The organism is Pseudoduganella sp. LjRoot289 (genome assembly GCF_964252925.1).
Lineage (GTDB): Bacteria > Pseudomonadota > Gammaproteobacteria > Burkholderiales > Burkholderiaceae_D > Rugamonas.
In genome coordinates, this window is sequence record NZ_CAXUPN020000001.1 from 6,020,362 (window position 1) to 6,045,306 (window position 24,945).

A 24,945-nucleotide genomic window follows, 5' to 3' on the forward strand; every position below is an offset into this window, starting at 1 on the left:
GTAGTGGAGCTGAGGTGCCCGTCAAATACCCCAAATGTCGCTGCTTTTCACGTAGCCGGTCAAGCCGTCGCGGTGGCGTACCTTGATCCAGCCGTTGCCGGCCGCCTCCGCCAGTTCCAGCAGCACGCCCTTGTCGGCCGTAAACACCAGCGCGGCGGCGTCGTCGGCCGAGGCGCGCACCTTGGTGTTGGCGGCGCGTACCACCAGTGTGCGTTTCGGGCTCAGGCCCTTGGCCTCGGTCCAGGCCAGGTCGCCGCTGGCGTCGCGCACCTTGACCCAGTCGCCGTAGCTGAGCACCACTTCGAGCGGCATGCCGCGCGGGGCGACAAACAATTTGCCGCCCTTGGTCGAGGGCGCGTCGTACAGGATGGCCGGGGCCGCGCCCACCGATTTGAAGTCGAGCGCCTGGCTGGCGGACATTGCCAGCAGCAGCGCCGCGCCTGCGATCAATCGGAAGTGTGTCATACCGGGCCTCTGTACAGAATTCGGGGGTGGAAAAACTCAAAGGCCGCTGCCGGCCTTTGAGATTGGCAGCGCGCTGGGCGGCTGCCGGGTGTTGCATCTTACTGCCAACGCAATTAGTGCGTCGCACCTTCGGCTGGGGCGGCGGCGGCTTGCTGCTCGGCCAGTGCTGCCAGGCGCTGCTGGTAGAACACTTCGAAGTTGATTTCAGCCAAGTGCACTGGTGGGAAGCCGGCGCGGGTGATCATGTCGGCGATGTTGGCGCGCAGGTAAGGGTAGACGATGTTCGGGCAACCGATGCCCAGCAGCGGATCGAGCTGGTCGGCAGGAATGTTGCGCGCTTCGAAGATACCGGCTTGCTTGCCTTCAACCAGGAAAGCGACTTTATCTTTGATCTTGGCGGTCACGGTAATGGTGACGGTCGATTCGAAGATGCCTTCAGCCAGCGGCTCGGCCGACACGTCCAGCGCGACTTCGATCGCTGGCGCTTCCTGTTCCAGGAAGATGGCTGGGGAGTTCGGCTGTTCCAGCGACATGTCTTTCAGGTAGACGCGTTGGATTTGGAAGACTGGTTGCAGATTTTCGTCAGACATGGTGCGCTTTCATATTATGGGAAAAGAGCGGCAAAGCCGCCCGCATGTGGGTCTCCGCGCGCCGCGTTGCCTTATGACAAGGCGGCGCCCGCGCAAATGCGCAGCAATTGTATCAAAACGAATTTGGGGACGGTCAGCCTTTTAACAAGGGGTCCAGGCCGCCGGCCTGGTCGAGCGCGTACAAGTCGTCGAAACCGCCGACATGGGTGTCGCCGACATAGATCTGCGGCACGGTGCGGCGGCCGGTTTTCTGCATCATCAGCATGCGCTGCTCGGGGTCGAGATCGACGCGGATTTTCTCGATGGTCACGCCCTTCGCTTCCAGCAGGCGCTCGGCGCGGATGCAATAAGGGCACACTGCGGTGCTGTAGACGGTTACATGGGCTGTCATGATGTCTTCCTAAAAGTTATTTGGCTATCGGCAGGCCGGCTGTCTGCCAGGCGGCCTGGCCGCCCTCGAGCACGACCACGTTCTCGAATCCAGCCTTTTCCAGGACCTTCGCCGCGCCGAAAGCGCGTCCGCCCGTCTGGCAGACCACCACGATGGTGCGGTTCTTGAATTTGTCCAGCTCGCCGACGCGTTGCGCCAGCTCGGCGGCCGGGATCTGCTTGGCGTCCGGCAGGCGGCCGGACGCGTGTTCCTTGGCGTCGCGCACGTCCAAGATGGTGGTCTTGCCCCGGTTTATCAACTGCACGGCCTCGGCCGGCGTGACTTTTTTACCGCGCTGCGTGAGCACCGGCCAGAGCAGGGCGCCGCCCGAAAGTGCGACGATGCCAATAAGAAAAATTTGATCAATAAGGAATTTCACAGTGTTCCAATGGTTTAAGGTTATGCGCGCATTATAAAATAGAAGCTGAACCGGGGCTGAATCGCTGCCTCCCGCGGATTTTTTCACACTTTATAGATGGTCCTTATGTATAAAATTGTCTTCATGCGCCATGGCGAGTCCACCTGGAACCTCGAAAACCGCTTCACCGGCTGGACCGATGTCGACCTGACTGAAAAGGGCGTGGCGGAAGCCAAGGCCGCCGGCCAGGTCCTGAAACAGGAAGGCTACACCTTCGACCTGGCTTACACCTCGGTGCTCAAGCGCGCCATCCGCACGCTGTGGCTGTCGCTCGACGAGATGGACATGATGTATCTGCCGATCAAGCACGACTGGCGCCTGAACGAGCGCCACTACGGCGCGCTGCAGGGCCTGGACAAGGGCGAGACCGCCGCCAAGTACGGCGACGAGCAGGTGCTGGTATGGCGCCGCAGCTACGACACGCCGCCGCCGGCGCTGGCCGAGAACGACGAGCGCACCTCCTTCGCCGACCCGCGCTACGCCGGCCTGCCGAAGTCGGCCATCCCGCTGACCGAATGCCTGAAGGACACCGTGGCGCGCGTGATGCCGGCCTGGGACGAGGAAATCGCCCCGGCCATCCGCGCCGGCAAGAAAATCATCATCTCGGCCCACGGCAACAGCCTGCGCGCGCTGATCAAGATGCTCGACGGCATCAGCGACAGCGAGATCGTCAGCCTCAACATCCCCAACGGCCAGCCGCTGGTGTATGAACTGGACGCCGACCTGAAGCCGATCCGCCACTACTACCTGGGCGACCCGGCCGCCATCGCCGCCGCCCAGGCTGCCGTGGCCGCCCAAGGCAAGGCCAAGTAAGTCTCGATGTCCCGGTCTTCCTTACCCCGCCGCGGCGGGGCGCTGCTGTTGTCGCCGCTGCTGGCCCCCTTGCTGGCCCTGTGCTTGCTGGGGCCGGCCGGCGCGGCGCTCGCCGCCCCCGCCAAGCCCACCGAACGCAGCAAGCAGAAGCTGCAAGCCGAGGCCGAGCGCGCCGGCCTGCAGCAAAAGCTCAACGAGCTCAAGCGCGACATCGGCAAGACCGAGAGCGCGCGCGAGGACGCGGCCGACACGCTGGCCGAGTCCGAGGAGGCGATCTCGACGGCCAACCGCAGCCTGCGCGAGCTGGCCGAGGAGCAGGCGCAAACCAACGTCCGGCTCAAAGAGCTGGGCGAGCAGCACGCGCGCCTGCAGGCCACGGTGGAGCAGCAGAAGCAGCAGCTGGCCAAGCTGCTGCGCGAGCAATACGTGGCGGGCAATGAAGATCGCATCAAACTGTTGCTGTCCGGGGATAACCCGAACCGCATCAACCGCGACCTGCAACTGATGGCCTATGTGTCGCAGGCGCAGGCGAAATTGCTGGAAGCGCTGCGCGCCAATCTGCGCGCGGTGGAAGCGAACCAGGCCGAGGCGCAGAACGCGCGCGACGAGCTCGACGAGATCGCGCAGGAGGAGCGCCAGCAGAAGTCGGTGCTGGAGCAGGAAAAAGCCAAGCGCGCCGCCGCGCTGGCCGGCCTGTCGCAGCGCCTGGCCGCGCAGCGCAAGGAGGCCGGCAAGGTGGCGCAGGACGAGCAGCGCATGGCCGGGCTGGTGGACCGCCTGGGCAAGCTGATCGAAGAACAGGCGAAAGCGGCCGCCGCCGAGAAGCTGCGGCTGGAAAAAGTGGCTGCCGCCAAGGCGGCCAAGGCCAAGGCGGACGCCGAGGCCAGGGCGCTGGCGCAGGCGAAGCAGCGTGAGCAAGCCAGGCTGCGCGCCGAGGCGCTGGCCAAGGCGCATGCCGAACAGGCCGAGCGCGAACGCCTGGCCAAGGCGCAGGGCAAGCCGAAGCCGGCGCCGCTGCCCCTGCCGCCGGCCGCCGTGCAGCCGGCCGAGCCGGCCAGGCTGGATCCGATCGACGTCGACGAGAACAAGGTGGCGGCGCAGCAGGGCGCGAAGGAAGAGCCGCCGGCCCGCAAGGCCGACGTGGCGCTGGCCCCGGCGATGCCCGAGGGCGCGTTCGCCGCGCTCAAGGGCCAGCTGCGCGCGCCGGTGGCGGGCAAGATCGCGGCCCGGTTCGGCAGCAAGCGCGGCGACGGCCCGAGCTGGAAAGGCGTGTTCATCCGCGCCGCCGAAGGCGCGGACGTGCACGCGGTGGCGGGCGGGAGGGTGGTGCACGCGAGCTGGATGCGCGGCTTCGGCAACCTGATCATCGTCGACCACGGCGGCCAATACCTCAGCATCTACGCCAACAACCAGTCGCTGCTGCGGCGCGCGGGCGAGGTGGTGAAGGGCGGCGACGTCATCGCAGCGGCCGGAAACACCGGCGGTAACGAGGAATCGGGTTTATACTTTGAGCTCAGGTACAAGGGCAAGGAATTCGATCCGGCCACCTGGGTTAAATTCTAGCCTCAAGTTTTAATCATGCTGTAACAGCGGAAGAATCATGGGTAACAAGTTCAAGAATTTCAGCCTGATCGGTTTGGGCATGGTGGCCGGCGTGGCCGTCTCCCTGCAGTTTTCCGCCGTCGCACAGAAAGCGCCGGGCTTGCCGCTGCCGCTGGAGGAGTTGCGCCAGCTGTCCGACGTGTTCGGCCTGATCAAGACCGATTACGTCGAGAACGTGGACGACAAGAAGCTCGTCACCGAAGCCATCTCCGGCATGGTGGCCTCGCTGGACCCGCATTCGGTCTACCTCGACAAGAAGGCCTTCAAGGAGATGCGCGAAGCGATGCAGGGCAAATTCGTCGGCATCGGCATCGAAGTGGGCATGGAGGACGGCTACGTCAAAGTGGTCTCGCCGATCGAGGATTCGCCCGCCTTCAAGGCCGGCATCAAGGCAGGCGACCTGATCACCCGCCTGGACAACACGCCGATACGCGGCCTGTCGCTGGACGACGCCATCAAGAAGATGCGCGGCGATCCGCACTCGAAAATCGTGCTGACCCTGTCGCGCAAGGGCGAGGACAAGCCCATCGTGGTGCCCATCGTGCGTGAGGAAATCCGCGTGCAGAGCGTGAAGGCGAAGATGATCGAGCCGGGCTACGCCTGGCTGCGCGTGGCGCAGTTCCAGGAGCCGACCGTGGACGACCTGGCCCGCAAGCTGGGCGCGCTGTACGCGCAGAACCCCGGCATCAAGGGCCTGGTGCTGGACCTGCGCAACGACCCGGGCGGCGTGGTGCCGGGCGCCATCGGCGTCTCGGCCGCCTTCCTGCCCAAGGACGCGGTGGTGGTCTCCACCAACGGCCAGCTGGCCGACTCCAAGCAGACTTTCTACGCCCGTCCCGAATTCTATTCCGGCCGCGCCAGCAGCGATCCGCTGGCCAAGCTGCCGGCCGCGCTGAAGACCGTGCCGATGGTGGTGCTGGTCAATTCCGGCTCCGCCTCGGCTTCCGAGATCGTGGCCGGCGCGCTGCAGGACTACAAGCGCGCCATCGTCATGGGCTCGCAGACCTTCGGCAAGGGCTCGGTGCAGACGCTGCGCCAGCTCACCGCCGACACCGCCGTCAAGCTGACCACCGCGCGCTACTACACGCCGCACGGCCGCTCGATCCAGGCGCGCGGCATCGTGCCGGACATGCTGGTCGATGAAACCGCCGACGGCGACGGCTTGAACGGCCTGCGCCTGCGCGAGGCCGACCTGGTCAAGCACCTGAACAACAAGGACGAGGCCGAGCTGCCGTCCGCGCCCCTGCCCGTGCACGACGAGCTGGAGGAAGAGCAGCGCCTGGTGGCGCTGGCCAAGACCCGCAAGCCGGTCGAATTCGGCGGCAAGGACGACTTCCAGCTGGCGCAGGCGCTGAACCATTTCAAGGGCCTGCCGGTGCGGCTGTCGAAAACCGAAACGGTGAAGGACCTGGAGGCCGCGAAGAGCTCCGACGACAAGGCCTTCGACAGCAAGTCGGGCGGCAAGGTCCCGTCCATGCTGCCGGCGAAGAAATAGGCGCAATGGACGACAGCCAGCTGCTGCGCTATTCGCGCCATATCCTGCTTGACGAAATCGGCATCGAGGGCCAGCAGAAACTGCTGGCTGCGCGCGCGCTGGTGATAGGGGCGGGCGGCCTCGGCTCGCCGGCCGCCATGTACCTGGCCTCGGCCGGCGTCGGCAAGCTCACCCTGGTCGACAACGACACCGTCGACCTGACCAACCTGCAGCGCCAGATCGCCCACAACATGGCGCGCGTCGGCCTGCCCAAGGCCGAATCGGCGCGCGACACGCTGGCCGCCATCAATCCCACGATAGAGATCGTGGCGCTGGTCGAGCGCGCAGACGACGCCCGCCTGGCCGAACTGGTCAGCCAGGCCGACGTGGTGCTCGACTGCACCGACAACTTCGCCACCCGCCACGCCGTCAACCGCGCTTGCGTCGCGCACGAGGTGCCGCTGGTGTCCGGCGCGGTGATCCGTTTCGACGGCCAGGTCAGCGTGTTCGACACGCGCGGCGGCGCGCACCGCAGCGCGGACCTGCCGTGCTACTCCTGTTTGTTCCCGCAAGACCAGCCCTTCGAAGACGTGGCCTGCTCCACCATGGGCGTGTTCGCGCCGCTGGTGGGCGTGGTCGGCGCCACGCAGGCGGCCGAGGCGCTCAAACTGCTGATGGGCGTGGGCGAGCCGCTGTCCGGCCGCCTGCTGCTGCTGGACGGCTTGCGCATGGAATGGACCAGCATCCGTATCGCCCGCAACGACGCCTGCCCGGTGTGCGCGGCGCCTGCCCCCGATTCCGCCCGCCAGCGCGATTAAGCCTTATACTTCCCGCACTCTAACCTGGAAAGTGTCATAGTCTATGCAAAACGTAACACTCCCCGCCAAGCGCCGCGCGCGCGGTTTCACCCTGATCGAGATCATGGTGGTGGTGGTCATCATGGGCGTGCTGGCGGCATTGGTTGTACCCAAGCTGTTGAGCCGCACCGGCGAATCCAAAGTGGCGGCCGCCAAGGTCGACATCGCCACGGTGATGCAGGCCCTGAAGCTGTACAAGCTGGACAACCAGCGCTATCCGACCACGGAGCAGGGCCTGCAGGCCCTGCTGACCAAGCCCACCACCGGCCCGGCCGCGAATGGCTGGAAGACCGGCGGCTACCTGGAAAAAATGCCGAAAGACCCGTGGGGCAATCCCTACCAGTTCCTGTCGCCCGGCGTGAAGGGCGAGGTTGACGTGTTCTCGCTGGGCGCCGACGGCCAGCCCGGCGGCGCAGGCGACGACGCCGACATCGGCTCCTGGGACAACTAAGCCATCACCATGGCCGCTGCCGCGCGCTTTTCCCCACCGCAGCGCGGCTTTACGCTGATCGAGCTGCTGGTGGTGCTCGTCATCGCCGGCGTCACGCTCGGACTGGTGTCGCTGAATGCGGCGCCCAGCCGGCGCCAGAGCATGCAGCAGGAAGCGCAGCGCGTGGCCCTGCTGCTGCAGCTGGCGCGCGACGAAGCCATCGTGCGCAACCGCCTGGTGGCCTTTGAAGCCGGGCCGGACAGCTACCGCTTCCTGGTGCGCAGCGAACAGCGCGTGTGGGAGCCGGTCACACAGGACGACCTGCTGCGCGAGCGTCCCTTCAAGAACAGCCCCGTCACGCTGCTGCTGGACCCCGCGTCCACGCTGCCGGGCGACACGCTGCGCATCGTCTTCGGCCGCGAGCCGGTCGACAAACCCTTTGTGCTGACCCTGGCCAGCGGCGACGTCAGTGCGGCCATCCGCGCCGACGGCATCGGCCATTTCACGGTGGACTGAGATGACGCGCATACACCGTGGCCGTGCCCGTGGATTCACCCTGCTCGAAGTGCTGGTGGCGCTGGTCATCGTCGGCACCGCGCTGGGCGCGTCGATGCGCGCGGTCGGCAGCCTGACGCAGAACGCCAACGGCCTGCGCACCGCCATGATGGCCACCTGGTCGGCCGAGAACCGCCTGGTGCAGCTCACGCTGGCCGGCCAGTTTCCCGATATCGGCAAGAATACCTTCGAGTGCCCGCAGGGCGACATCAAGCTGATGTGCCAGGAAGAAGTGATCGCCAGCCCCAATCCGCGCTTCCGGCGGGTCGAGGTCAGCGTGTTCGACGAGAAGCAGCCGGAGCGCCTCATCGTCAAGCTGGTGCAACTGAAGCTGCAGGCGAAATGATGCAGGCTTCCTCACGCAGGCGCGGCTTCACGCTGATCGAATTGCTGGTGGCGGTGGCCGTGCTGGCCATCGTAGCCGTGCTGGGTTGGCGCGGCCTGGACGGCATCGTCCGTTCGCGCCAGGCGCTGACCGAGCAGATGGAGCAGACGCGCGGCATCCAGCTCGCCTTCGCCCAGCTGCAAAGCGACCTGGACCACCTGGCCCTGCGCAAGCAGTTGCGATCGCGCGAGAATATGTCGGCCGACACCGGCCGCTTCGCGCTGGTGCGTACGGTGCTGGAAGAGGGCGAGCCCACCCGCCTGCAAGTGGTCACCTACCGCATTGTCGACGGCGTGCTGACGCGCCGCGAATCGCTGCCCACGCGTGACCTGCTGCGGCTGGACATCCTGTGGCAGGCGGCCCTGAACAATACCGACGATATCCCCGGCGTGGTGCTGCAAAGCGCCGTCGACACCATGGCCGCGCGCATCTGGCGCGACGGCGGCTGGCAGCCCATTCCCGCCGAGGCACAAGGCACGCAGGATGTGCAGGACCGGCTCGGGCTGGAGCTGACGCTGCAGATGCGCGGCCAGACCGGGCCCTTGGTCAAGGTCTTCATGCTGGGAGAAAAAAATTAGCGCCCGACGCTTTAGCCTGCCGCCGCGCCAGCAGGGCGTGGCCGTCATCACGGCGCTGCTGCTGACCACACTGGCGGTCACCATCGTGGCCAGCCTGTTCTGGCAGCAGCAGGTGCAGGTGCGCTCGATGGAGAACCAGCGCCTGCACCTGCAGACCAAGTGGATACTGCGCGGCGGCCTCGATCTGGTGCGCCTGGTGCTGGAGCAGGACGGACTGTCGAACCCGAAGACCACTGTTGAAACCGGGATCTGGGCCACGCCGCTGGCCGAAACCCGGCTCGACGATTATGTCGAGCGCGAGCGCGTTGACAACGAAAAGTACGACGCCACCCTGTCTGGCCAGGTTACCGACGCACAAGCGCGTTACAATCTGGCCAACCTTGCGCAGGAGGCGGGTATCGTGCCGGGCCAGGTGGCGGTCTTCCAAAGCCTGTTGCAGAATCTGCAGTTGAACCCGGCCCTGGCGCAGGCCGTGGCAGAAGAAGTGCTGAGCAGCCTGCCGCCCAAGGCTTGTACCCAGCCTCCTTGCCCGCAACCCCAGACCAAGGCATCCAGGGAACCCCTTGAGCTGGTCCGGGTGGAGGACTTGCTGGCCGTGGCGGGCTTCACGCCGCAGGCGGTGGAAAAGCTGCGCGAGTTCGTCGTCGTGCTGCCGGCTGGGACCAAGGTAAACGTGAACATGGCGTCGCCGGAAGTGCTGGCGGCGCTGGTGGGAAATTATTCGCTGTCGGAAGCGAAGACGCTGGCGCAGTACCGCAAGCGCAGTCCGTTTGACGACCCGGCAGCGTTCACCAATTATCTGGGGCCGGGCAAGAGCTTGCGCGACGGCGTGGACGTGGTTGTGCACAGCGATTATTTCCTGGTTCAGAGCCATGTGCGGCTGGACCGCGCAGCGCTGGACGCGGAATCGCTGCTCTATCGCGGAAGAAACAGCAGCGTCTCAGTCCAGTGGATGCGGGAAAACTAAGCAGCATGAACGAAAGCGAGATCCTTTGACGACTTTATACATCCGCTATCCAGCCAGGGCCGCCACCGAGGGCGGCGCGGGGACTGCGCCGGCCTGCCAGTTCGCCCTCGCGGGCGACGGCGGCAATGTGATGCAGCAGGGCGCTTCGGCGCTCGGCAACCTGGCCGACATGGTGGCCGGCGCGCGCCGCGTGGTGCTGCTGCTGGCCGCCGCCGACGTGACGCTGCTGCACGTGGCGGTGCCGCCGCTGTCGCACGCGCGCCTGAAGGCCGCGCTGCCGGCACTGGTGGAAGACCAGATCCTGGGCGACCCGGACGACTGCGTGCTGGCGCTCGCGCCGCTGACCTCCACGCAGGACGGCAGCACCCGCACCGTCGCCGTGGTGCAGCGTGCCTGGCTGGAAGTGCTGCTCAAAACCCTGGTCGCGCAAGGCGCGCAAGCTATCACCGCGCTGCCGGCGCAACTGTGTTTGCCGCTGCCGCCGGGCGGCGCCGCCGCCGCGCTGGCGCCCACCGACGCAGGCCTGGAGCTGACGCTGCGCAAGGGCCAGCAGGACGGCATGGGCCTGACCGTGGCGCCGCAGCCCGAAGCGGCGCTGCAGATGCTGCGCGCGCTGGCGGGCGACGCGCCGCTGACCTTGTACCTGCCGGCCGCGTTGCTGCCGCAATACCAGGCCTTGGCAGCGGACGTCCCCGGCTTGACGCTGGAAACCGAACACTGGGCGCACTGGCTTTCCGCTGCCAAGAGCGCCGCGCCCGACCTGGCAGCAGGCCTGGGCGCCACCGGCGCGCAGTCGCGCGCGTGGCAGCGCTGGCGCTGGCCGCTGCGCCTGGCGCTGCTGGCCGTGCTGGTCAATGTCGCCGGCCTGAACATCGAATGGCTGCGCATGCGGCGCGAAGCGAAGGAGATGCGCGAATCGATGACGCAGATCTTCCGCGCCGCCTACCCCAGGGAAAGCGTGATCCTCGACCCGGCCGCGCAGATGCGCCGCAACATCGCCGCCGCGCAGGCCGGCAGCGGCCAGGTGGCGCCCGATGAATTCACCTTCATCGCCGCCGCCTTCGGCGAGGCGCTGGCGGCCACCGGCAAGCGCGACGTGGTGGCCTCGATGGAATACCGCGAGCGCAGCCTGGTCGTCAAACTGAAACCCAACACCGCCGACGCGGCCACGCTGCAGCAGTTGCAAGCGGCGCTGCAGCAGCGCGGCCTGGCGCTGGCCGAAACGGCAGCCGGCGTGTGGCAAATCCGCGGAGGCAAGGCATGAGCGAAGCACGCGTCAAGATTGAACAATTGCGCGCCAGCGTGTCCGGCTTCTGGCAGGAACGCAGCGAGCAGGAACGGCGCATGCTGGCCGTCGGCGGCGCCGTGGTCGGGCTGGCGCTGTTCTATAGCCTGCTGGTGGCGCCGGCGCTCGACGGCAGCGCGCAGTTGCGCAAGGCGCTGCCGCAGATGCGCCAGGACGTGGCCGAACTGAAGGCCCTGGGCCGCACCGCCGCCGAGCTGGCGGCCAAGCCGCCCATCCAGGCGCCGCCGATGTCGCGCGACACGCTCACGGCCAGCCTGAACGCGGCCGGCCTGAAGCCGCAGGCGCTCAACCTCACCGGCGAATATGCCAAGCTGGAACTGAAGGGCGTGCCCTTCGCCGCGCTGGTGACCTGGCTCGACGCGCAACGCCGCGACGGCAACGTCGGCGTGCAGGAAAGCGTCATCACCGGCCAGTCCACGCCCGGCATGGTGGACGCCAGTCTCACGCTGCGCCAGCTTGGCGGCCCAAACAATGGACCGGCCGGCGGCGGGCGGTGAAGCGCGCCGTGCTATGGTTGGCGGCGGTGCTGCTGGGCGTGGTCTTGGCGGTGCTGGCGTTCTTTCCGGCGGACTGGGTGGCCGGCGCCGTGGAGAAGCAGACCGCAGGGCGTTTGACGCTGGGCGACGCGCAGGGTACGCTGTGGCGCGGTTCGGCCTTCATCGGCGGCGCGGCCAGCGGCAACGGCGCGGTGACGCCGCTGCTGCCGGGGCGTTTCGCCTGGAAGCTGTCGCCGCTGTCGCTGCTGGGCATGGTGGACATGGAATTGTCGAATGAGCAGGCGCTGGCGCAGCCGGTGCGCTTTACCGGTGGCTGGACGCAGTGGCAGCTGAGTCCATCGGCGCTGCTGCTGCCGGCCGACGGACTGGCCGGCCTGGGCGCGCCGCTGAACACGCTGGCGCCGAGCGGGCGTTTGCGGCTGTCGTGGACCACGCTGGAACTGGCGCTGGCCGGACCCGGCGTGGAGGTGAACGGCCGCACCACGCTGGAGATGGCCGACATGTCGTCGCGCTTGTCGCCCTTGAAGCCGCTGGGCAGCTACCAGCTGGCGCTGGACTGGCGCGGGCAGCAGGCGCAGCTGGAATTGAGTTCCTTGAAAGGCCCGCTGCTGTTGAGCGGGAAAGGCAGTCTGCGGCTACCCGGCGGCCGCCTGCAATTTTCCGGGCAGGCCGAAGCGGCCGACGGTTATGAGCAGTCGCTGGGCAATCTATTGAATTTGCTGGGCCAGCGCCGTCCCAACAGTGGCGGCAAGAACATCATCGCATTAGAGTTCAGATAATGAAAAAACAGTCCGTGAGCAAGTCCAAAGTTCCGATGCTGCGCCAATTGAGCGCCGCCGCCATGCTGTGCTGCGCCGCGCTTACCGCGCAGGCGCCCGCCTGGGCGGCGCCCGGCGATGATGCCGCCCTCAACTTCGTCGGCGCCGACATCGAGTCGGTGATCAAGGCGGTGGGCCACTACACCAACATCACCTTCCTGATCGACCCGCGCGTGAAAGGCACGCTGACGCTGGTGTCCGAAGGGCCGCTGAGCAAGTCGCAGGCCTTCGCGCTGCTGACCTCCGCGCTGCGCCTGCAAGGCTTCTCCATCGTCAGCGGCGACGGCTACGCCAAGGTGGTGCCGGAGGCCGAAGCCAAGCTGCAGGCCACGCCGACCCAGATCGGCGCCGGTCCGGTGCTCAAGGGCGACCAGATCGCGACCCAGGTGTTCCACCTGAATTACGAATCGTCGGCCAACCTCGTGACCGTACTGCGGCCTTTGATCACGCCCAACAACACCATCAACGCCAACCCGGGCAACAACACCCTGGTCATCACCGACTACGCGGACAACCTGAAACGGCTGGGCAAGCTGATCGCCGCGCTGGACGCGCCGGCCACCACCGACGTGGACGTGATCCCGGTGCGCTACGCCATCGCCAGCGACCTGGCCTCCATCGTCAACAAGCTGCTCGAGCCGGGCGTGGGCGGCGGCGCCGACTCGGGCCGCGTCAGCGTGCTGGCCGACCCGCGCACCAACTCGCTGGTGCTGCGCGCGCCGTCCGCCGCGCGCGCCAACCTGGCCAAGTCGCTGGTGGCCAAGCTGGACCAGCCGACCACGCAGCTGGGCAATGTGCACGTGGTGTACCTGAAGAACGCCGAGGCGACCAAGCTGGCGCAGACGCTGCGCTCCGTGATGTCGGGCGACAGCGGCGCCGGCGGCGGCACGCAGGGCGCGGGCGGCTTGTCCGGCACCGGCGGCCAGCAGGGCCTGGGCCAGACGCAGAACCAGGGCAGCACCGCCGGCGGCATGACCGGCAGCCAGGGCGGCGCCACGGGTTCGACCAACCCGCTGCTGAACGCGAGCGGCGGCGCCAATCAGCAGACCGCCGGCGGCTCGGGCTTCATCCAGGCGGACGCCTCGACCAACACGCTGATCATCACCGCGCCGGAAGCGGTGTACCGCAACCTGCGCGCCGTGATCGACCAGCTCGACGTGCGCCGCGCCCAGGTCTACATCGAATCGCTGATCGTCGAAGTGACCGCCGACAAGACCTCCGAGTTCGGCGTGCAGTGGGTGGGCGCCACCGGCAACGAGAACAGCACCTACCGCGTCGGCGGCCTGCAGTCCCTCAGCAGCGGCAACAACAACCTGCTCAACCTGGTTGCGGGCGTCAAGGCCAACACGCCGGCGGTGGGCAACGGCCTGTCGATCGGCATCTTCAAGCAGCTGGCCAACGGCGCGCTGGGCCTGGGCGCCGTGGCGCACACGCTGCAGGCCGACAGCGGCACCAACATCCTGTCGACGCCGAATATGGTCACGCTGGACAACGAACTGGCCACCATCCGCGTCGGCCAGAACGTGCCCATCCTGACCGGCCAGTTCACCACCACCGCCGGCTCCACCGCCAGCCCGTTCCAGACCATAGACCGCAAGGACGTCGGCCTGACCTTGAAAGTGCGGCCGCAGATTTCCGAGGGCGGCACCATCAAGCTGGCGATCTACAACGAGAGCTCCAGCATCGACACCTCGGTCACGTCCAACAGCGGCATCATCCTGAAGACGCGCGCCATCGAAACCAATGTGATCGCCGACGACGGCCAGATCATCGTGCTGGGCGGCCTGATCTCGGACGACGCCAACGGCGGCGTGGAGAAAGTGCCCGGCCTGGGCGACCTGCCCATCATCGGCAACCTGTTCAAGTACCAGAAGCGCGAGCGCAAGAAGACCAATCTGATGGTGTTCCTGCGCCCGGTCGTGATGCGCAACCGCGAGCAGGGCATGAGCCTGGCCACCGACCGCTACGATTACATGCGCGCCACCCAGCAGGCCGTCAAGCCGGAGGACTCGGTGCTGCTGCAGGACCTGGGCCAGCCCATGCTGCCTGAACTGAACAAGGGCCAGCCGGTGCCGGGCACCGGCCACCTGGCGCGTCCGCTGGTGCCGATGGCGCCGGCTCCTGGTACCGCACCGGCGCCGGCCGAAGGCAAGCAACCAGAATGAGCAACCTGCTGCCCTACGCCTTCGCGCGCGACTACGCGCTGCTCGCCAAGCCGGGCGAGCACGCCGAACATTCAGTGGACGTGTACGTGTCCACCGCCACCGCGCCGGCCGCCATCGCCGAAGTGTCGCGCCGCTTCGGCCGCATCAACCTGCTTACCCTGGGCCGGGCCGACCTGGAGGAAGCCATCGCGGCGGCCTACGCCGGCGCCGGCGGCGACGCCTCGCAGGTGGCCGACGAGTTCGACGCCGACCTGGACCTGACCAAGCTGCTGCAGGACGTGCCGGCGATCGAGGACTTGCTCGAATCGTCCGACGACGCGCCGGTGATCCGCATGATCAACGCGCTGCTGACGCAGGCGCTGCGTGAAGGGGCATCCGACATCCACATCGAGCCGTTCGAGCAGACTTCCGTGGTGCGCTTCCGCGTCGACGGCACGCTGCGCGACGTGGTGCGGCCGCGCAAAGCCATCCACGGCTCGCTGATCTCGCGCATCAAGATCATGGCGCAGCTCGACATCGCCGAGAAGCGCCTGCCGCAGGACGGCCGCATCACGCTGCGCGTGGGCGGCAAGCCGGTCGACGTGCGCGTGTCCACGCTGCCGACCGGCCACGGCGAGCGCGCCGTGCTGCGTTTGCTGGACAAGGAGGCCGGCCGCCTGGACCTGGCGCACCTGGGCATGAGCGAGGCCATGCTGCCCCAGTTCGACGCCCTGATCGCGCAACCGCACGGCATCGTGCTGGTGACCGGCCCGACCGGCTCCGGCAAGACCACCACCTTGTACGCCGCGCTGTCGCGCGTGAACTCGACCACCACCAACATTCTGACGGTGGAAGACCCGATCGAATACGACCTGCAGGGCGTGGGCCAGACGCAAGTCAATCCGCGCATCGACATGACCTTCGCCAAGGCCCTGCGTGCCATCCTGCGCCAGGATCCGGACGTGATCATGATAGGCGAGATCCGCGACCTGGAAACGGCGCAGATCGCGGTGCAGGCATCGCTGACCGGCCACCTGGTGCTGGCCACCCTGCACACCAACGATGCCTCGGCCGCCGTCACGCGCCTGCTGGACATGGGGATCGAACCGTTCCTGCTGTCGTCGTCCCTGCTGGGCGTGCTGGCGCAGCGCCTGGTGCGCAAGCTGTGCTCCTCGTGCAAGAGCTTCGACGGCGCGCAGTGGCACGCCGTGGGCTGCGAGCACTGCGGCCACACGGGCTACCAGGGCCGGGTCGGCATCTACGAGCTGCTGCGCACCACCGACGAGATCCGCGCCCAGATCCACAACCGCGCGTCCGAGGCGGAAGTGCGCGCGGCGGCGCAGGCCGGCGGCATGAAAACCATGCGCGAAGACGGCGAACGCTGGCTGCGCGACGGCACCACCACGCTGGCAGAATTGCTGCGCGTAGCGAAGGACTGAGGGTCTAGCCATGCCAGCATTCCGCTACGAAGCCGTCGACGCAGGCGGCGCCACCAGGAAGGGCGTGGTCAACGCCGACAGCGCGCGTTCGGCGCGCTCCGACCTGCGCGCGCAAGGCCTGACGCCGCTCAAGGTCGACGCCATCTCGGCCCAGGTCGACGCCAGCGGCAAGGCCACGCGGCGCGGCTTCGGCGAGCGCCTGTCGACCACCGAGCTGGCCCTGTTCACGCGCCAGCTGGCCAGCCTGCTGGAAGCGGGCCTGCCGCTCGAGCAAGCCTTCTCGGCGCTGCTCGAGCAGGCCGAGCGTCCCTATGTGCGCGACCTGATCGCCTCCATCCGTTCCGAAGTGATAGGCGGCGCCGCGCTGTCCGATGTGCTGGCGCGGCACCCGCGCGACTTCGCCGAAATCTACCGCGCGCTGGTCGCGTCGGGCGAGCAGATCGGCCAGCTGTCGCGCGTGCTGTCGCGCCTGGCCGACTACATCGAGCGCCGCAACGCGCTGGTGCAGAAGGTCAAGCTGGCGTTCACCTATCCGGCCATCGTCACCGTGGTGGCGTTCTCCATCGTCATTTTCCTGCTGACCTATGTGGTGCCGCAGATCGTCTCCGTGTTCGCCAACACCAAGCAGAAGCTGCCGGTGCTGACGGTGATCATGCTGGCCGTGTCCGACTTCGTGCGCAACTACGGCCTGATCGTGCTGGTGCTGCTGATCGGCGGCTGGGTCGCGTGGCGGCGCGCGCTGCAGAATATCGTGCTCAAGACGCGCTGGCACACCTGGCTGCTGACGGCGCCGCTGTACGGCAAGTTCGAACGCAGCCTGAATACCTCGCGCTTCGCCAGCACCCTGGCCATCACCACCGGTTCCGGCGTGCCGATTTTGCGCGCGCTCGAGACCAGCCGCGACACCTTGACCAACGTCGCCATGCAGCAGCTGGTCGAGGAAGCGAGCGACGCCGTGCGCGAAGGCGTGAGCCTGGCGCGCGCGCTGTCGGCGCAGAAGCACTTCCCGCCTATGCTGATCCACATGATACGGGCCGGCGAAATCACCGGCGAGCTGCCGGCCATGCTGAACCGCGCCGCGAGCGCGCAGGAGGCGGACCTCGAGCGGCGCACCCTGACCATCGCCGGCCTGCTGGAGCCGGCGCTGATCCTCGCCATGGGCGTGGTGGTGCTGCTGATCGTCCTTGCGGTGCTGATGCCGATTATCGAAATTAACCAGCTGGTGCACTGAGATGAAACAACGTTTGCCTGTCGTTCTGAGTTTTGTAGCCGTGGTGGCCTTGTCCGCCTCGTGCGCCTATTGGGGCATGCTGCTGTTCAAGCCGCAGCAGCGCCCGCTGGCGGCGGTGCCCATGCAGGCCCCGCCGGAGCCGGCCATCACGGCCGCGCGCAATCTGTTCGGCGGCGACATCGGCGTGGCGGCGGCCAGCAACTACCAGCTGCGCGGCGTGGTCGCGGCCGCCAACGGGCGCGGCAGCGTGGCCATCATCGCGGTCGACGGCCAGCCGGCGAAAGCCTACCCGGTGGGAATGGAAGTGGCCGGGGGCGTGAAAGTGCAGGAAGTGCAGGACCGCTACGTGGTGCTGCTGGAAGGCGGCATCCCCAAGCGGATCGACCTGCCGTCCGACGCCGGCGTCCCGAGCAGCGCCGCCAACGTGCCGCCGCCGCCCATGCAACAGCAGCCCCAGCCAGCGCCGCCGCAGCAAGCCATGCCGCCCCAAATGCCCCCGCCGGTCAGCAGCGCGCCCGTCCGCTAAGCGGCCTGAGCCGCAATCGGGGGCAGACCCCGATGCGGCTCGGTTGGGTTGAGAAGGGGGGCGCAAGGCATGGTTGCGGAGTTGGGGGCTGTGCCCCGTTTGTTAACCGGCCTGACGCGCCATTGTGGACTCGGCGTCCCAATTGCGGCTCTGCTCGCTAGTCTTCGGACTTGGCGGGGTCGATTTTCTTGAGGGCGGCCTTGGCCGCCTGGCGCTGGGCCGAGACGGGCTTGGCGTGCGGGCCGGCGGCGCGGTTCTTGGCCAGCGCCGCGTAGGGATTGCGCGGCTTTTGGGAGGGCTCGACGCGGAACTGCATTTTTTGCCGCGTCGCCAGTGCCTTGTTTGCCATCTTGCTACCCTCCCTCCATCCTTACAGCACGTAGCGCGACAGGTCTTCGTTGACCGCCAGCGCGTCCAGCCGCGCGTTCACATAGGCCGCGTCGATCACCAGGGTCTGGCTGCCGGCATCGCTGGCGCTGAACGAGATCTCTTCGAGCAGCTTTTCCATCACCGTGTACAAGCGCCGCGCGCCGATGTTCTCGGTGCGCTCGTTGACCTGGTGCGCGATCTCGGCCAGCCGCGTGATGCCGTCCGGCGCGAATGCGAGCTTGACGTCCTCGGTCGCCAGCAGCGCTTCGTACTGCTTGGTCAGGCAGGCGTCGGTCGACGTCAAAATGCGCTCGAAGTCGGCGATCGACAGCGATTCGAGCTCGACCCGGATCGGGAAGCGGCCCTGCAGCTCGGGGATCAGGTCCGACGGCTTGGCCAGGTGGAAGGCGCCGGAGGCGATGAACAGGATGTGGTCGGTGCGTATCATGCCGTACTTGGTGTTCACCGTCGTGCCCTCGACCAGCGGCAGCAGGTCGCGCTGCACGCCGGCGCGCGACACGTCGGCACCGCCCATCTCCGAGCGCGAGGCGATCTTGTCGATCTCGTCGAGGAAGACGATGCCGTTCTGCTCCACGTTCTGGATCGCCTTCTGCTTCATCTCGTCCTCGTTGAGCAGCTTGGCGGCCTCCTCGTCGAGCAGCAGCTTCATGGCTTCCTTGATCTTGACCTTGCGCGCCTTCTTGCGCCCGCCGCCGATGCCGGAGAACATGCTCTTGATCTGCTCGGTCATTTCCTCCATGCCGGGCGGCGCCATGATTTCCATCTGCGGCGCGGTGTCGGCCAGCTCGATCTCGATTTCCTTGTCGTCCATCTCGCCCTGGCGCAGCCGCTTGCGGAAGGTCTGGCGCGTGCTGTCGGGCTTGTCGTCGGCGGCCGGCGCGGCGGCGTTGGCGAAGCCGAAGTCGCGCGGGGCCGGCAGCAGGATGTCGAGGATGCGGTCCTCGGCGGCGTCCTCGGCGCGCGCGCGCACCTTGGCCATCTCGGCCGAGCGGGTCTGCTTGATGCCGATGTCGACCAGGTCGCGGATGATGGTGTCGACGTCGCGCCCGACGTAGCCGACCTCGGTGAACTTGGTGGCCTCGATCTTGATGAAGGGCGCGTCGGCCAGCTTGGCCAGGCGGCGCGCGATCTCGGTCTTGCCGACCCCGGTGGGTCCTATCATCAGGATGTTTTTGGGCGTGATCTCGTGGCGCAGCGGTTCTTCCACCTGCTGCCGGCGCCAGCGGTTGCGCAGCGCGATGGCCACGGCGCGCTTGGCCTTGCCCTGGCCTACCACGTGCTTGTCGAGTTCGCCGACGATTTCTTGTGGGGTCATGTTCATTCCGCCTTCCCGTCCAGCGTTTCGATGATGTGGGACATATTGGTGTAGATGCACAGCTCGCCGGCGATGGTCAGCGACTTCTTGACGATCTCGGCCGGCGTCAATTCGGTGTTCTCCTGCAGCGCCAGCGCGGCCGACTGGGCGTAGGTGCCGCCCGAGCCGATCGCGCCCACGCCTTTTTCCGGCTCCAGCACGTCGCCGTTGCCGGTGATGACCAGGGTCGAGGTGGCGTCGGCCACCAGCAGCATCGCTTCCAGGCGGCGCAGCACGCGGTCGGTGCGCCAGTCCTTGGCCAGCTCGACCGAGGCGCGCAGCAGGTTGCCCTGGTGCTTTTCCAGCTTGGCCTCGAAGCGGTCCAGCAGGGTGAAGGCGTCGGCGGTGCCGCCGGCGAAGCCGCACAGCACTTTGCCCTGGTACAGCTTGCGCACCTTGCGGGCCGTGCCCTTCATGACGATATTGCCCAGCGTGACCTGGCCGTCGCCGCCCAGGGCGACCTGGCTGCCGCGCCGTACGCACAGGATGGTGGTGCCGTGAAATTGTTCCATGTTGACCTCTAAGTAATGACGCTTGTCGTTCCATGCGCCATAGGCGCCAGCCCTTGAAATGGGGCTGGGATAGCGAATTGCAAGACGGGCTGGTACTGACGGGCTAGTACTTGTGGGCAAAGATGCGCGCCAGGCCGGCGTAGCCGAGCAGGCGCAGCAGGGCCGCCACCAGATGGTTCACTTCGCGGAATTCTACTCTTCTGGCGCCATCGCCGCCGCTGGCCAGCATTTGCAGGCGCGCCAGCAGCTGGTTGGCGGCGCCGTAGTCCAGCCGCGCCAGGCGCGAGCAGTCGAACACCAAGGCAGGGTACTGGCCGGCATAGGCGCTGACCGCGTCCAGCAGGGCGGTGCAGTTGCCCTCGATGACGGGCGGCAGCATGAAGCGGTCGGACGCGGCCGCCGCCGCCGGCGCGGACTGGCGCGCGGCGGTGGCCACTTGCTGCGGCGCCGGCGGTGCGTAGGGCGGCGGCGACACTTCGAAGGTGATGCAGTAGTCCATGCTGGTTTCTTCGAACTCCTTTTCGCGGTGCAGCAGCTGCAGCAGTTCGAGCAGCAGCAGCCAGCGCGCTTCGCCGTCGCCGCGGTGGCCGACCTCGATGCCGGCGCGCAGCAGCGCGGCCAGCTCGGCGGCAGCGACCACGATCAGTTCGCGGCCCTGCTTCCGCAGGCTTTGCAGGGCCGCCAGCAGCAGCGCGCAGCCGGCTGCGTCGACCTCGCCCACGCGGCTGAAATCGAGCCGCAGCGGCGCGCCGGCAGCATGCCTTTGCAGTTGCTCGAGCAGCGTGGCGGCGCCGGCATCCAGCTCGGCGGGGAATGCCAGCATCGGCGTGACGCCGCTGTAGGCTGCAGGGGCTGCAGGTTCGGCGGCGGCGGCCGATGCCGGCCATGCCCCAGGCGCGGCCGTTGCGCCGGCAGCCTCGGCTGCGGCCGGGCGGGAAGCGGCCGGGACGGCCATACCGGCCGCGCCCGCAGGCCCGGCGGCAACGGCGACGGGGCCGCGCCATGCGGGCGGCGACACTTCGAAGGTGCTGGCGTAGTCGATCGACAGGCTGTCGAACTGCTGCTGCATGCCTTCGACCTGGTACAGGTCGAACAGCAGCCACCAGACGGTGCGGTCCTGCCGCTGGCCGGCGCCGCACGCGGCGGCCTCGGCCAGCGCACCGGACAGCATCTGCTCGGCGATGGCGCCCTGGCCGTTGGCGTACAGGATGGCGCTTTCCTCGACCACCGGCGCGCTGGCCTCGGCCGCCACCGGGGCCGGCATTTCATCGTCGGCCAGCAGCTGGGTGGTGTGGGCCTCCAGCAGCGGCAGGGTGTCGGGATGGTCCGGCTGGCCGGCGGGGGCGGGCGCCTTCCCGGCTTGGGGTGGGCGCGGCGCGCGGCTGCCCCAGGCCGGCTCGGGCGTGTTGAAAATGTCGGCCTCCATGGCCGCCTCGATGGCGTCGATCTTCAGCGTCGTGGCGCGCGCGATGTCGCGCTGCAGCTGGCTGCCGGCGGCGGCGCTGGCCCGCTGCGCTTCGCTGTTGGCGGCCAGGCGTGCGGCCTCGTCGTCGCCGTCCTGGGCGGCGGCGTCCGGCTTGCCTTTCTTGAACAGGGAAAACAGGCCCACGGCGTTCCTCGCTATGCAGGACTATTAGTGTAGCCGAAGAGCAAGCCTTTTCCGTGCGTTCCCGCACCCGGAAACAAAAAAAGCATGCGCCGCGTGGCTGCATGCTTTTTCGTGAGTGAGTCGCCCGCCTGCGCCCATGCGCATGGAGAGGCTGACGGGGCGGCTGGCTTAGTCGCCGTACAGCTTCTGCTTCAGTTCGCGGCGCTGCTGCGCTTCCAGCGACAGGGTGGCGGTCGGGCGCGCGATCAGGCGTGGAATGCCGATCGGTTCGCCGGTTTCTTCGCACCAGCCATATTCGTTGTTGTCGATGGCGGCAATGGATTGCTGCACCTTCTTCAGCAGCTTGCGCTCGCGGTCGCGGGTGCGCAGTTCCAGTGCGTGCTCTTCCTCGATGGTCGCACGGTCGGCAGGGTCCGGCACGAGCACGGTTTCGCGCAGGTGTTCGGTCGTCTCGCCGGCATTTTTCAGCAGCTCTTTCTCAAGGGTTTGCAGCTTGGCCTTGAAGAATGCCATTTGCGCCGGGTTCATGTAGTCCGCTTCGCCCATCTTCAGAATTTCTTCTTCCGTGAGCAGGCGGGCTTCTTCGATAGCGGCGGGGGTCGATTTATTAGTTTTAGTCATCACTTCGCTTACCTTCGATACGACAGAGTTTTCAAATTTTCAGTTGCGCGATGAAACCGGCAACCGCGCCGGCATCCGAGTTGTTACCTCGTTGCTAACCGGCACCCCACAAAACCGGGTTAGTTTATACCAAACATTGTTCTAAACCGCTAATAAAGATGTCTTTCGGTAGATTTTTGCCAATAAATACCATTTTGCTGCCACGTTCCTCGCCTTCGGCCCACTTCGCGCCCAGGTCGCTGCCCATCATTTGGTGCACGCCCTGGAAAACCACCTTGCGCTCGGCGCCTTGCATCAACAATACGCCTTTGTAGCGCAACATGCGAGGACCGTACACATTGACCAGTCCGCCGAGGAATTCGTCCAGCTTGGCGCTGTCGAAAGGACGCGCGCTCTTGAACACGAAAGCGGCGATGTCGTCGGTGTGGTGGCTGTGGTGATGGTCGTGGCTGGGATGGTTGCAGTGCTCGCCGTGCTCGTGGTCGTGCCCATGTTCATGGTCGTGCCCGTGTTCGTGGGCGTGCTCTTCGGCGGCCAGGAAGTCCGGGTCCAGTTCCAGCTTGTCGTTCAGGTTGAAGCCCTTCAGGTCCAGCACTTCCGCAATCGGCGCGGCGCCGAAGTCCGAGCGGCTGAGCGGGGCGCGCGGGTTGATGCGCTTGAGGCGCGGCAGCAGTTCGTCGAGCACGGCCTGGTCCACCAGGTCGGCCTTGGACAGCAGCAGCTTGTCGGCGAAACCGACCTGGCGCTGGGCTTCCTCGTTGTCGTCCAGCTGCTGCATGGCGTGGCGCGCGTCGACCACGGTGACGATGGCGTCGAGCATGTAGTGGCTGGCCACCTCGTCGTCCATGAAGAAGGTTTGCGCCACCGGGCCCGGATTGGCCAGGCCGGTGGTCTCGATCACCACGCGGTCGAAGTTCAGCTCGCCGGCGGCGCGCTTTTGCGCCAGGTTGGACAGCGCCACGATCAGGTCGCCGCGCACGGTGCAGCAGATGCAGCCGTTGTTCATCTCGACGATTTGTTCCTTGCTGTCCTGCACCAGGATCTCGTTGTCGATGTTTTCCGGCCCGAATTCGTTCTCGATGACGGCGATGCGCATGCCGTGGCTTTCCTGCAGGATGCGGTTGAGCAGCGTGGTTTTGCCTGCGCCGAGGAAGCCGGTCAGGATGGTGGTGGGGATGAGTGCCATGTCAGCGTGCCGATAAAGGTTGGGTCCGCCAGGCGGACCGGGAATCGAGCGATTATGCCGGATTTTCCGCCGGGCGGCCAAACGCCAGCCTTGATCCAGCGCACGGAGCGTTTATTTGAGCTTGGCGCGCGGATGGGCCTGGTCGTAGACCTTGGCCAGGTGCTGGAAGTCCAGCGCCGTGTAGACCTGGGTCGAGGCGATGGTGGCGTGGCCCAGCATGTCCTGCACGGCGCGCAGGTCGCCGGACGATTGCAGCAGGTGGGAGGCGAAGGAATGGCGCAGCATGTGCGGATGCACGCTGGCCGGCGCGCCGGTGGCCAGGCCGTGCGCCTTCAGGCGCAGCTGCACCACGCGCGGCGAGATGCGCGTGCCGCGCGTGCTCAGGAACAGCGCCTGGCTGCCGTCGGCCGGCGCCGGACGCACCGCCAGCCAAGCCGCGATGGCGGCCATCGCAGCCTGGCCGACCGGCACCGTGCGGCGCTTGCCGCCCTTGCCGAGCACGGTGACGTCGGCGCTGCCTTGCTCCAGCCATCCCGGCGCGTCCTTCGTATAGTGCAGGTCCAGCCCGGCCAGCTCGGACACCCGCAGCCCGCTCGAATACAGCAGTTCGAACATGGCGTGGTTGCACAGCTCGGCGGGCTCGCGTGCGGCCGCGTGCGTGCGCGCCGGGGTCGCCACCAGGCGCACGGCGTCGTCCACCGGCAGCGCCTTGGGCAGGGTCTTGGGACGTTTCGGGGCGCGCACGCCTTGCGCCGGGTTGACCGCCAGCGCGGTGTGCCCGGCCAGCCAGTCGAAGAAGCCGCGCCAGCTCGACAGCTTGCGGGCGATAGAGCGCGGCTCCAGCGCCTTGCCGTGCAGCCGGGCGGCGTAGCGCCGCACGTCGGCCTGGGCCAGCGCCGGCCACGGCGTGTCGCCGCTCAGCGCGGCCAGTTCGGCCAGGTCGCGGCCGTAGGCGGCCGTGGTGTGGGGCGACAGCTTGCGCTGCTCGCGCAGGTGGGCCAGATAGGCGTCGGCCCACTCGGCTTTGCCGCGCTCGTCCATGGCCTCAGGCCAGCAGCGGCGCCAGCGCGGTGCTGGCGGTTTCGCCGATGTGGACCAGGAAGTCGGTCGCCATCAGCGAGGTGAAGCGTTCGGAGTCCGGCGAGCCCAGGATCAGCAGGCCGAAAGCGCCGCTCTTGCTGCCCGGCTTGCGCAGCGGGATGATGACGGTGGACTGGATGTGGCCGGCGTCCTCCAGCCAGCGCACGGCTTCGAAATCGTTGTTGGCGCCGCAGTACGGGGCCTGCAGGCTGTTGGCGAAGAGGCGCGCGTCGTCCGAGGCGCCGGCGGTGAACCACTGGTCCTCGTGCTCGGCCCGGGTTTGCCACAGGCGCAGCGTCGCTTGCGGCACGTGGAAGCTGGACTTCAGGCTGTCGGCCAGCACGCGCGGCATGGCGCCGTCCTCGCGCACCTGCAGCAGGGCCTGGGTCCAGGTGTGGAAGCGGCCGGCGATGGTCTCGTTTTCCTTGGCGTGGCGCGCCAGTTCGGCCATGCGCAGTTCCAGCGCCTTGTACTTGTCGCGCATCACTTCCATCTGGCGCTCCTGCAGCGAGACGGCGCGCCCGGTCAGGGGGCTGGACAGTTTGACGTCGCCCAGCAAGCTGGCGTGCTCTTCGAAGAAGTGCGGGTGGTCGGTCAGGTATTGCAGTACGGCGGCGGAGTCCAGGGAAGCGATCATTGGTGTGCAGTGTGTCGGTATGTAAAGAGGC

General features: G+C 67.3%; 28 protein-coding genes. 16 read left to right on the top strand and 12 right to left on the bottom strand.

The genetic code is table 11. The features are described from left to right. Positions 1–21: 21 nt before the first annotated feature. The 4 genes from ACSQ8Y_RS25905 to ACSQ8Y_RS25920 form a co-directional block, all read right to left on the bottom strand. A complete protein-coding gene (locus ACSQ8Y_RS25905; protein WP_436269274.1) occupies positions 22–465 on the bottom strand; it encodes an SH3 domain-containing protein in 444 nt (147 codons plus the stop codon). Between the two features lie 113 nt (positions 466–578). Continuing rightward, positions 579–1,055, bottom strand: a complete 477-nt coding sequence (gene secB / locus ACSQ8Y_RS25910) for a protein-export chaperone SecB (RefSeq protein WP_436269275.1) — start codon at positions 1,053–1,055, stop codon at positions 579–581. Positions 1,056–1,188: 133 nt separating this feature from the next. Next, complete coding sequence (gene grxC / locus ACSQ8Y_RS25915) at positions 1,189–1,446, bottom strand: glutaredoxin 3 (protein WP_436269276.1); 258 nt, start codon at positions 1,444–1,446, stop codon at positions 1,189–1,191. A gap of 16 nt (positions 1,447–1,462) precedes the next feature. Then, the gene (locus ACSQ8Y_RS25920; protein WP_436269277.1) at positions 1,463–1,951 is read right to left on the bottom strand and encodes a rhodanese-like domain-containing protein; all 489 of its coding nucleotides are present in this window, start codon (positions 1,949–1,951) and stop codon (positions 1,463–1,465) included. Positions 1,952–1,969: 18 nt separating this feature from the next. Here ACSQ8Y_RS25920 and gpmA point away from each other — a divergent pair, with 18 nt between their 5' ends. Genes gpmA through ACSQ8Y_RS26000 form a run of 16 tightly spaced genes read left to right on the top strand, consistent with a single transcriptional unit; the run spans position 1,970 to position 17,525 of the window. Then, positions 1,970–2,716 (top strand): 2,3-diphosphoglycerate-dependent phosphoglycerate mutase, encoded by a 747-nt coding sequence (gene gpmA, locus ACSQ8Y_RS25925; protein WP_436269278.1) that lies wholly within the window; start codon positions 1,970–1,972, stop codon positions 2,714–2,716. A 6-nt stretch (positions 2,717–2,722) separates the two neighbouring features. After that, positions 2,723–4,279, top strand: a complete 1,557-nt coding sequence (locus ACSQ8Y_RS25930) for a murein hydrolase activator EnvC family protein (RefSeq protein ID WP_436269279.1) — start codon at positions 2,723–2,725, stop codon at positions 4,277–4,279. A gap of 37 nt (positions 4,280–4,316) precedes the next feature. Then, positions 4,317–5,813: a S41 family peptidase gene (locus tag ACSQ8Y_RS25935; protein WP_436269280.1), complete on the top strand. Its 1,497-nt coding sequence runs from the start codon at positions 4,317–4,319 to the stop codon at positions 5,811–5,813. Positions 5,814–5,818: 5 nt separating this feature from the next. After that, complete coding sequence (locus tag ACSQ8Y_RS25940) at positions 5,819–6,610, top strand: HesA/MoeB/ThiF family protein (RefSeq protein WP_436269281.1); 792 nt, start codon at positions 5,819–5,821, stop codon at positions 6,608–6,610. A gap of 43 nt (positions 6,611–6,653) precedes the next feature. Beyond that, positions 6,654–7,100: a type II secretion system major pseudopilin GspG gene (gene gspG / locus ACSQ8Y_RS25945; RefSeq protein ID WP_436269282.1), complete on the top strand. Its 447-nt coding sequence runs from the start codon at positions 6,654–6,656 to the stop codon at positions 7,098–7,100. A gap of 9 nt (positions 7,101–7,109) precedes the next feature. Continuing rightward, positions 7,110–7,595, top strand: a complete 486-nt coding sequence (gspH, locus tag ACSQ8Y_RS25950; protein ID WP_436269283.1) for a type II secretion system minor pseudopilin GspH — start codon at positions 7,110–7,112, stop codon at positions 7,593–7,595. Position 7,596: 1 nt separating this feature from the next. Next, positions 7,597–7,980, top strand: a complete 384-nt coding sequence (gene gspI, locus ACSQ8Y_RS25955) for a type II secretion system minor pseudopilin GspI (protein ID WP_436269284.1) — start codon at positions 7,597–7,599, stop codon at positions 7,978–7,980. Next, positions 7,977–8,597 carry a PulJ/GspJ family protein gene (locus ACSQ8Y_RS25960; RefSeq protein WP_436269285.1) on the top strand — a complete coding sequence of 207 codons (621 nt, stop codon included), beginning with the start codon at positions 7,977–7,979 and terminating at the stop codon, positions 8,595–8,597. The genes gspI and ACSQ8Y_RS25960 overlap by 4 nt, the downstream gene beginning before the upstream one ends. Before the next feature lie 37 nt (positions 8,598–8,634). Next, positions 8,635–9,564 carry a type II secretion system minor pseudopilin GspK gene (gene gspK / locus ACSQ8Y_RS25965; protein WP_436269286.1) on the top strand — a complete coding sequence of 310 codons (930 nt, stop codon included), beginning with the start codon at positions 8,635–8,637 and terminating at the stop codon, positions 9,562–9,564. 25 nt (positions 9,565–9,589) lie between these two features. Then, on the top strand, positions 9,590–10,828 hold the full coding sequence (gene gspL, locus ACSQ8Y_RS25970) for a type II secretion system protein GspL (protein ID WP_436269287.1): 1,239 nt from the start codon (positions 9,590–9,592) through the stop codon (positions 10,826–10,828). Further along, positions 10,825–11,367, top strand: a complete 543-nt coding sequence (gene gspM / locus ACSQ8Y_RS25975) for a type II secretion system protein GspM (RefSeq protein ID WP_436269288.1) — start codon at positions 10,825–10,827, stop codon at positions 11,365–11,367. Before gspL ends, gspM begins: the two co-directional genes overlap by 4 nt. Beyond that, positions 11,364–12,146 carry a type II secretion system protein N gene (gene gspN / locus ACSQ8Y_RS25980; protein WP_436269289.1) on the top strand — a complete coding sequence of 261 codons (783 nt, stop codon included), beginning with the start codon at positions 11,364–11,366 and terminating at the stop codon, positions 12,144–12,146. The genes gspM and gspN overlap by 4 nt, the downstream gene beginning before the upstream one ends. Continuing rightward, a complete protein-coding gene (gspD, locus tag ACSQ8Y_RS25985) occupies positions 12,146–14,350 on the top strand; it encodes a type II secretion system secretin GspD (RefSeq protein WP_436269290.1) in 2,205 nt (734 codons plus the stop codon). Before gspN ends, gspD begins: the two co-directional genes overlap by 1 nt. Next, complete coding sequence (gene gspE, locus ACSQ8Y_RS25990; protein WP_436269291.1) at positions 14,347–15,768, top strand: type II secretion system ATPase GspE; 1,422 nt, start codon at positions 14,347–14,349, stop codon at positions 15,766–15,768. Before gspD ends, gspE begins: the two co-directional genes overlap by 4 nt. Before the next feature lie 10 nt (positions 15,769–15,778). Beyond that, positions 15,779–16,999, top strand: coding sequence for a type II secretion system inner membrane protein GspF (gene gspF / locus ACSQ8Y_RS25995; protein WP_436269292.1), 1,221 nt, complete (start codon positions 15,779–15,781; stop codon positions 16,997–16,999). Between the two features lies 1 nt (position 17,000). Next, positions 17,001–17,525 carry a type II secretion system protein N gene (locus ACSQ8Y_RS26000; protein WP_436269293.1) on the top strand — a complete coding sequence of 175 codons (525 nt, stop codon included), beginning with the start codon at positions 17,001–17,003 and terminating at the stop codon, positions 17,523–17,525. Positions 17,526–17,682: 157 nt separating this feature from the next. On the opposite strand, the gene ACSQ8Y_RS26005 is transcribed toward ACSQ8Y_RS26000, so the two are convergent. The 8 genes from ACSQ8Y_RS26005 to ACSQ8Y_RS26040 all read right to left on the bottom strand — a co-directional run bounded on the left by ACSQ8Y_RS26005 (position 17,683) and on the right by ACSQ8Y_RS26040 (position 24,914). Continuing rightward, a complete protein-coding gene (locus ACSQ8Y_RS26005; RefSeq protein WP_436269294.1) occupies positions 17,683–17,874 on the bottom strand; it encodes a hypothetical protein in 192 nt (63 codons plus the stop codon). Between the two features lie 21 nt (positions 17,875–17,895). Beyond that, positions 17,896–19,236 carry an ATP-dependent protease ATPase subunit HslU gene (gene hslU / locus ACSQ8Y_RS26010; RefSeq protein ID WP_436269295.1) on the bottom strand — a complete coding sequence of 447 codons (1,341 nt, stop codon included), beginning with the start codon at positions 19,234–19,236 and terminating at the stop codon, positions 17,896–17,898. Beyond that, on the bottom strand, positions 19,233–19,781 hold the full coding sequence (gene hslV, locus ACSQ8Y_RS26015) for an ATP-dependent protease subunit HslV (RefSeq protein ID WP_436269296.1): 549 nt from the start codon (positions 19,779–19,781) through the stop codon (positions 19,233–19,235). The genes hslU and hslV overlap by 4 nt, the downstream gene beginning before the upstream one ends. Positions 19,782–19,884: 103 nt before the next feature. Further along, the gene (locus ACSQ8Y_RS26020) at positions 19,885–21,390 is read right to left on the bottom strand and encodes an STAS domain-containing protein (protein ID WP_436269297.1); all 1,506 of its coding nucleotides are present in this window, start codon (positions 21,388–21,390) and stop codon (positions 19,885–19,887) included. 168 nt (positions 21,391–21,558) lie between these two features. Next, positions 21,559–22,011 (bottom strand): RNA polymerase-binding protein DksA, encoded by a 453-nt coding sequence (gene dksA, locus ACSQ8Y_RS26025; RefSeq protein ID WP_436269298.1) that lies wholly within the window; start codon positions 22,009–22,011, stop codon positions 21,559–21,561. 124 nt (positions 22,012–22,135) lie between these two features. Further along, entirely contained in the window at positions 22,136–23,197 is a 1,062-nt protein-coding gene (locus ACSQ8Y_RS26030; RefSeq protein WP_436269299.1) for a CobW family GTP-binding protein, read from the bottom strand. A 111-nt stretch (positions 23,198–23,308) separates the two neighbouring features. Further along, positions 23,309–24,238 carry a tyrosine recombinase XerC gene (locus ACSQ8Y_RS26035; protein ID WP_436269300.1) on the bottom strand — a complete coding sequence of 310 codons (930 nt, stop codon included), beginning with the start codon at positions 24,236–24,238 and terminating at the stop codon, positions 23,309–23,311. A gap of 4 nt (positions 24,239–24,242) precedes the next feature. Further along, positions 24,243–24,914, bottom strand: coding sequence for a DUF484 family protein (locus ACSQ8Y_RS26040; protein ID WP_436269301.1), 672 nt, complete (start codon positions 24,912–24,914; stop codon positions 24,243–24,245). Positions 24,915–24,945 lie beyond the last annotated feature (31 nt).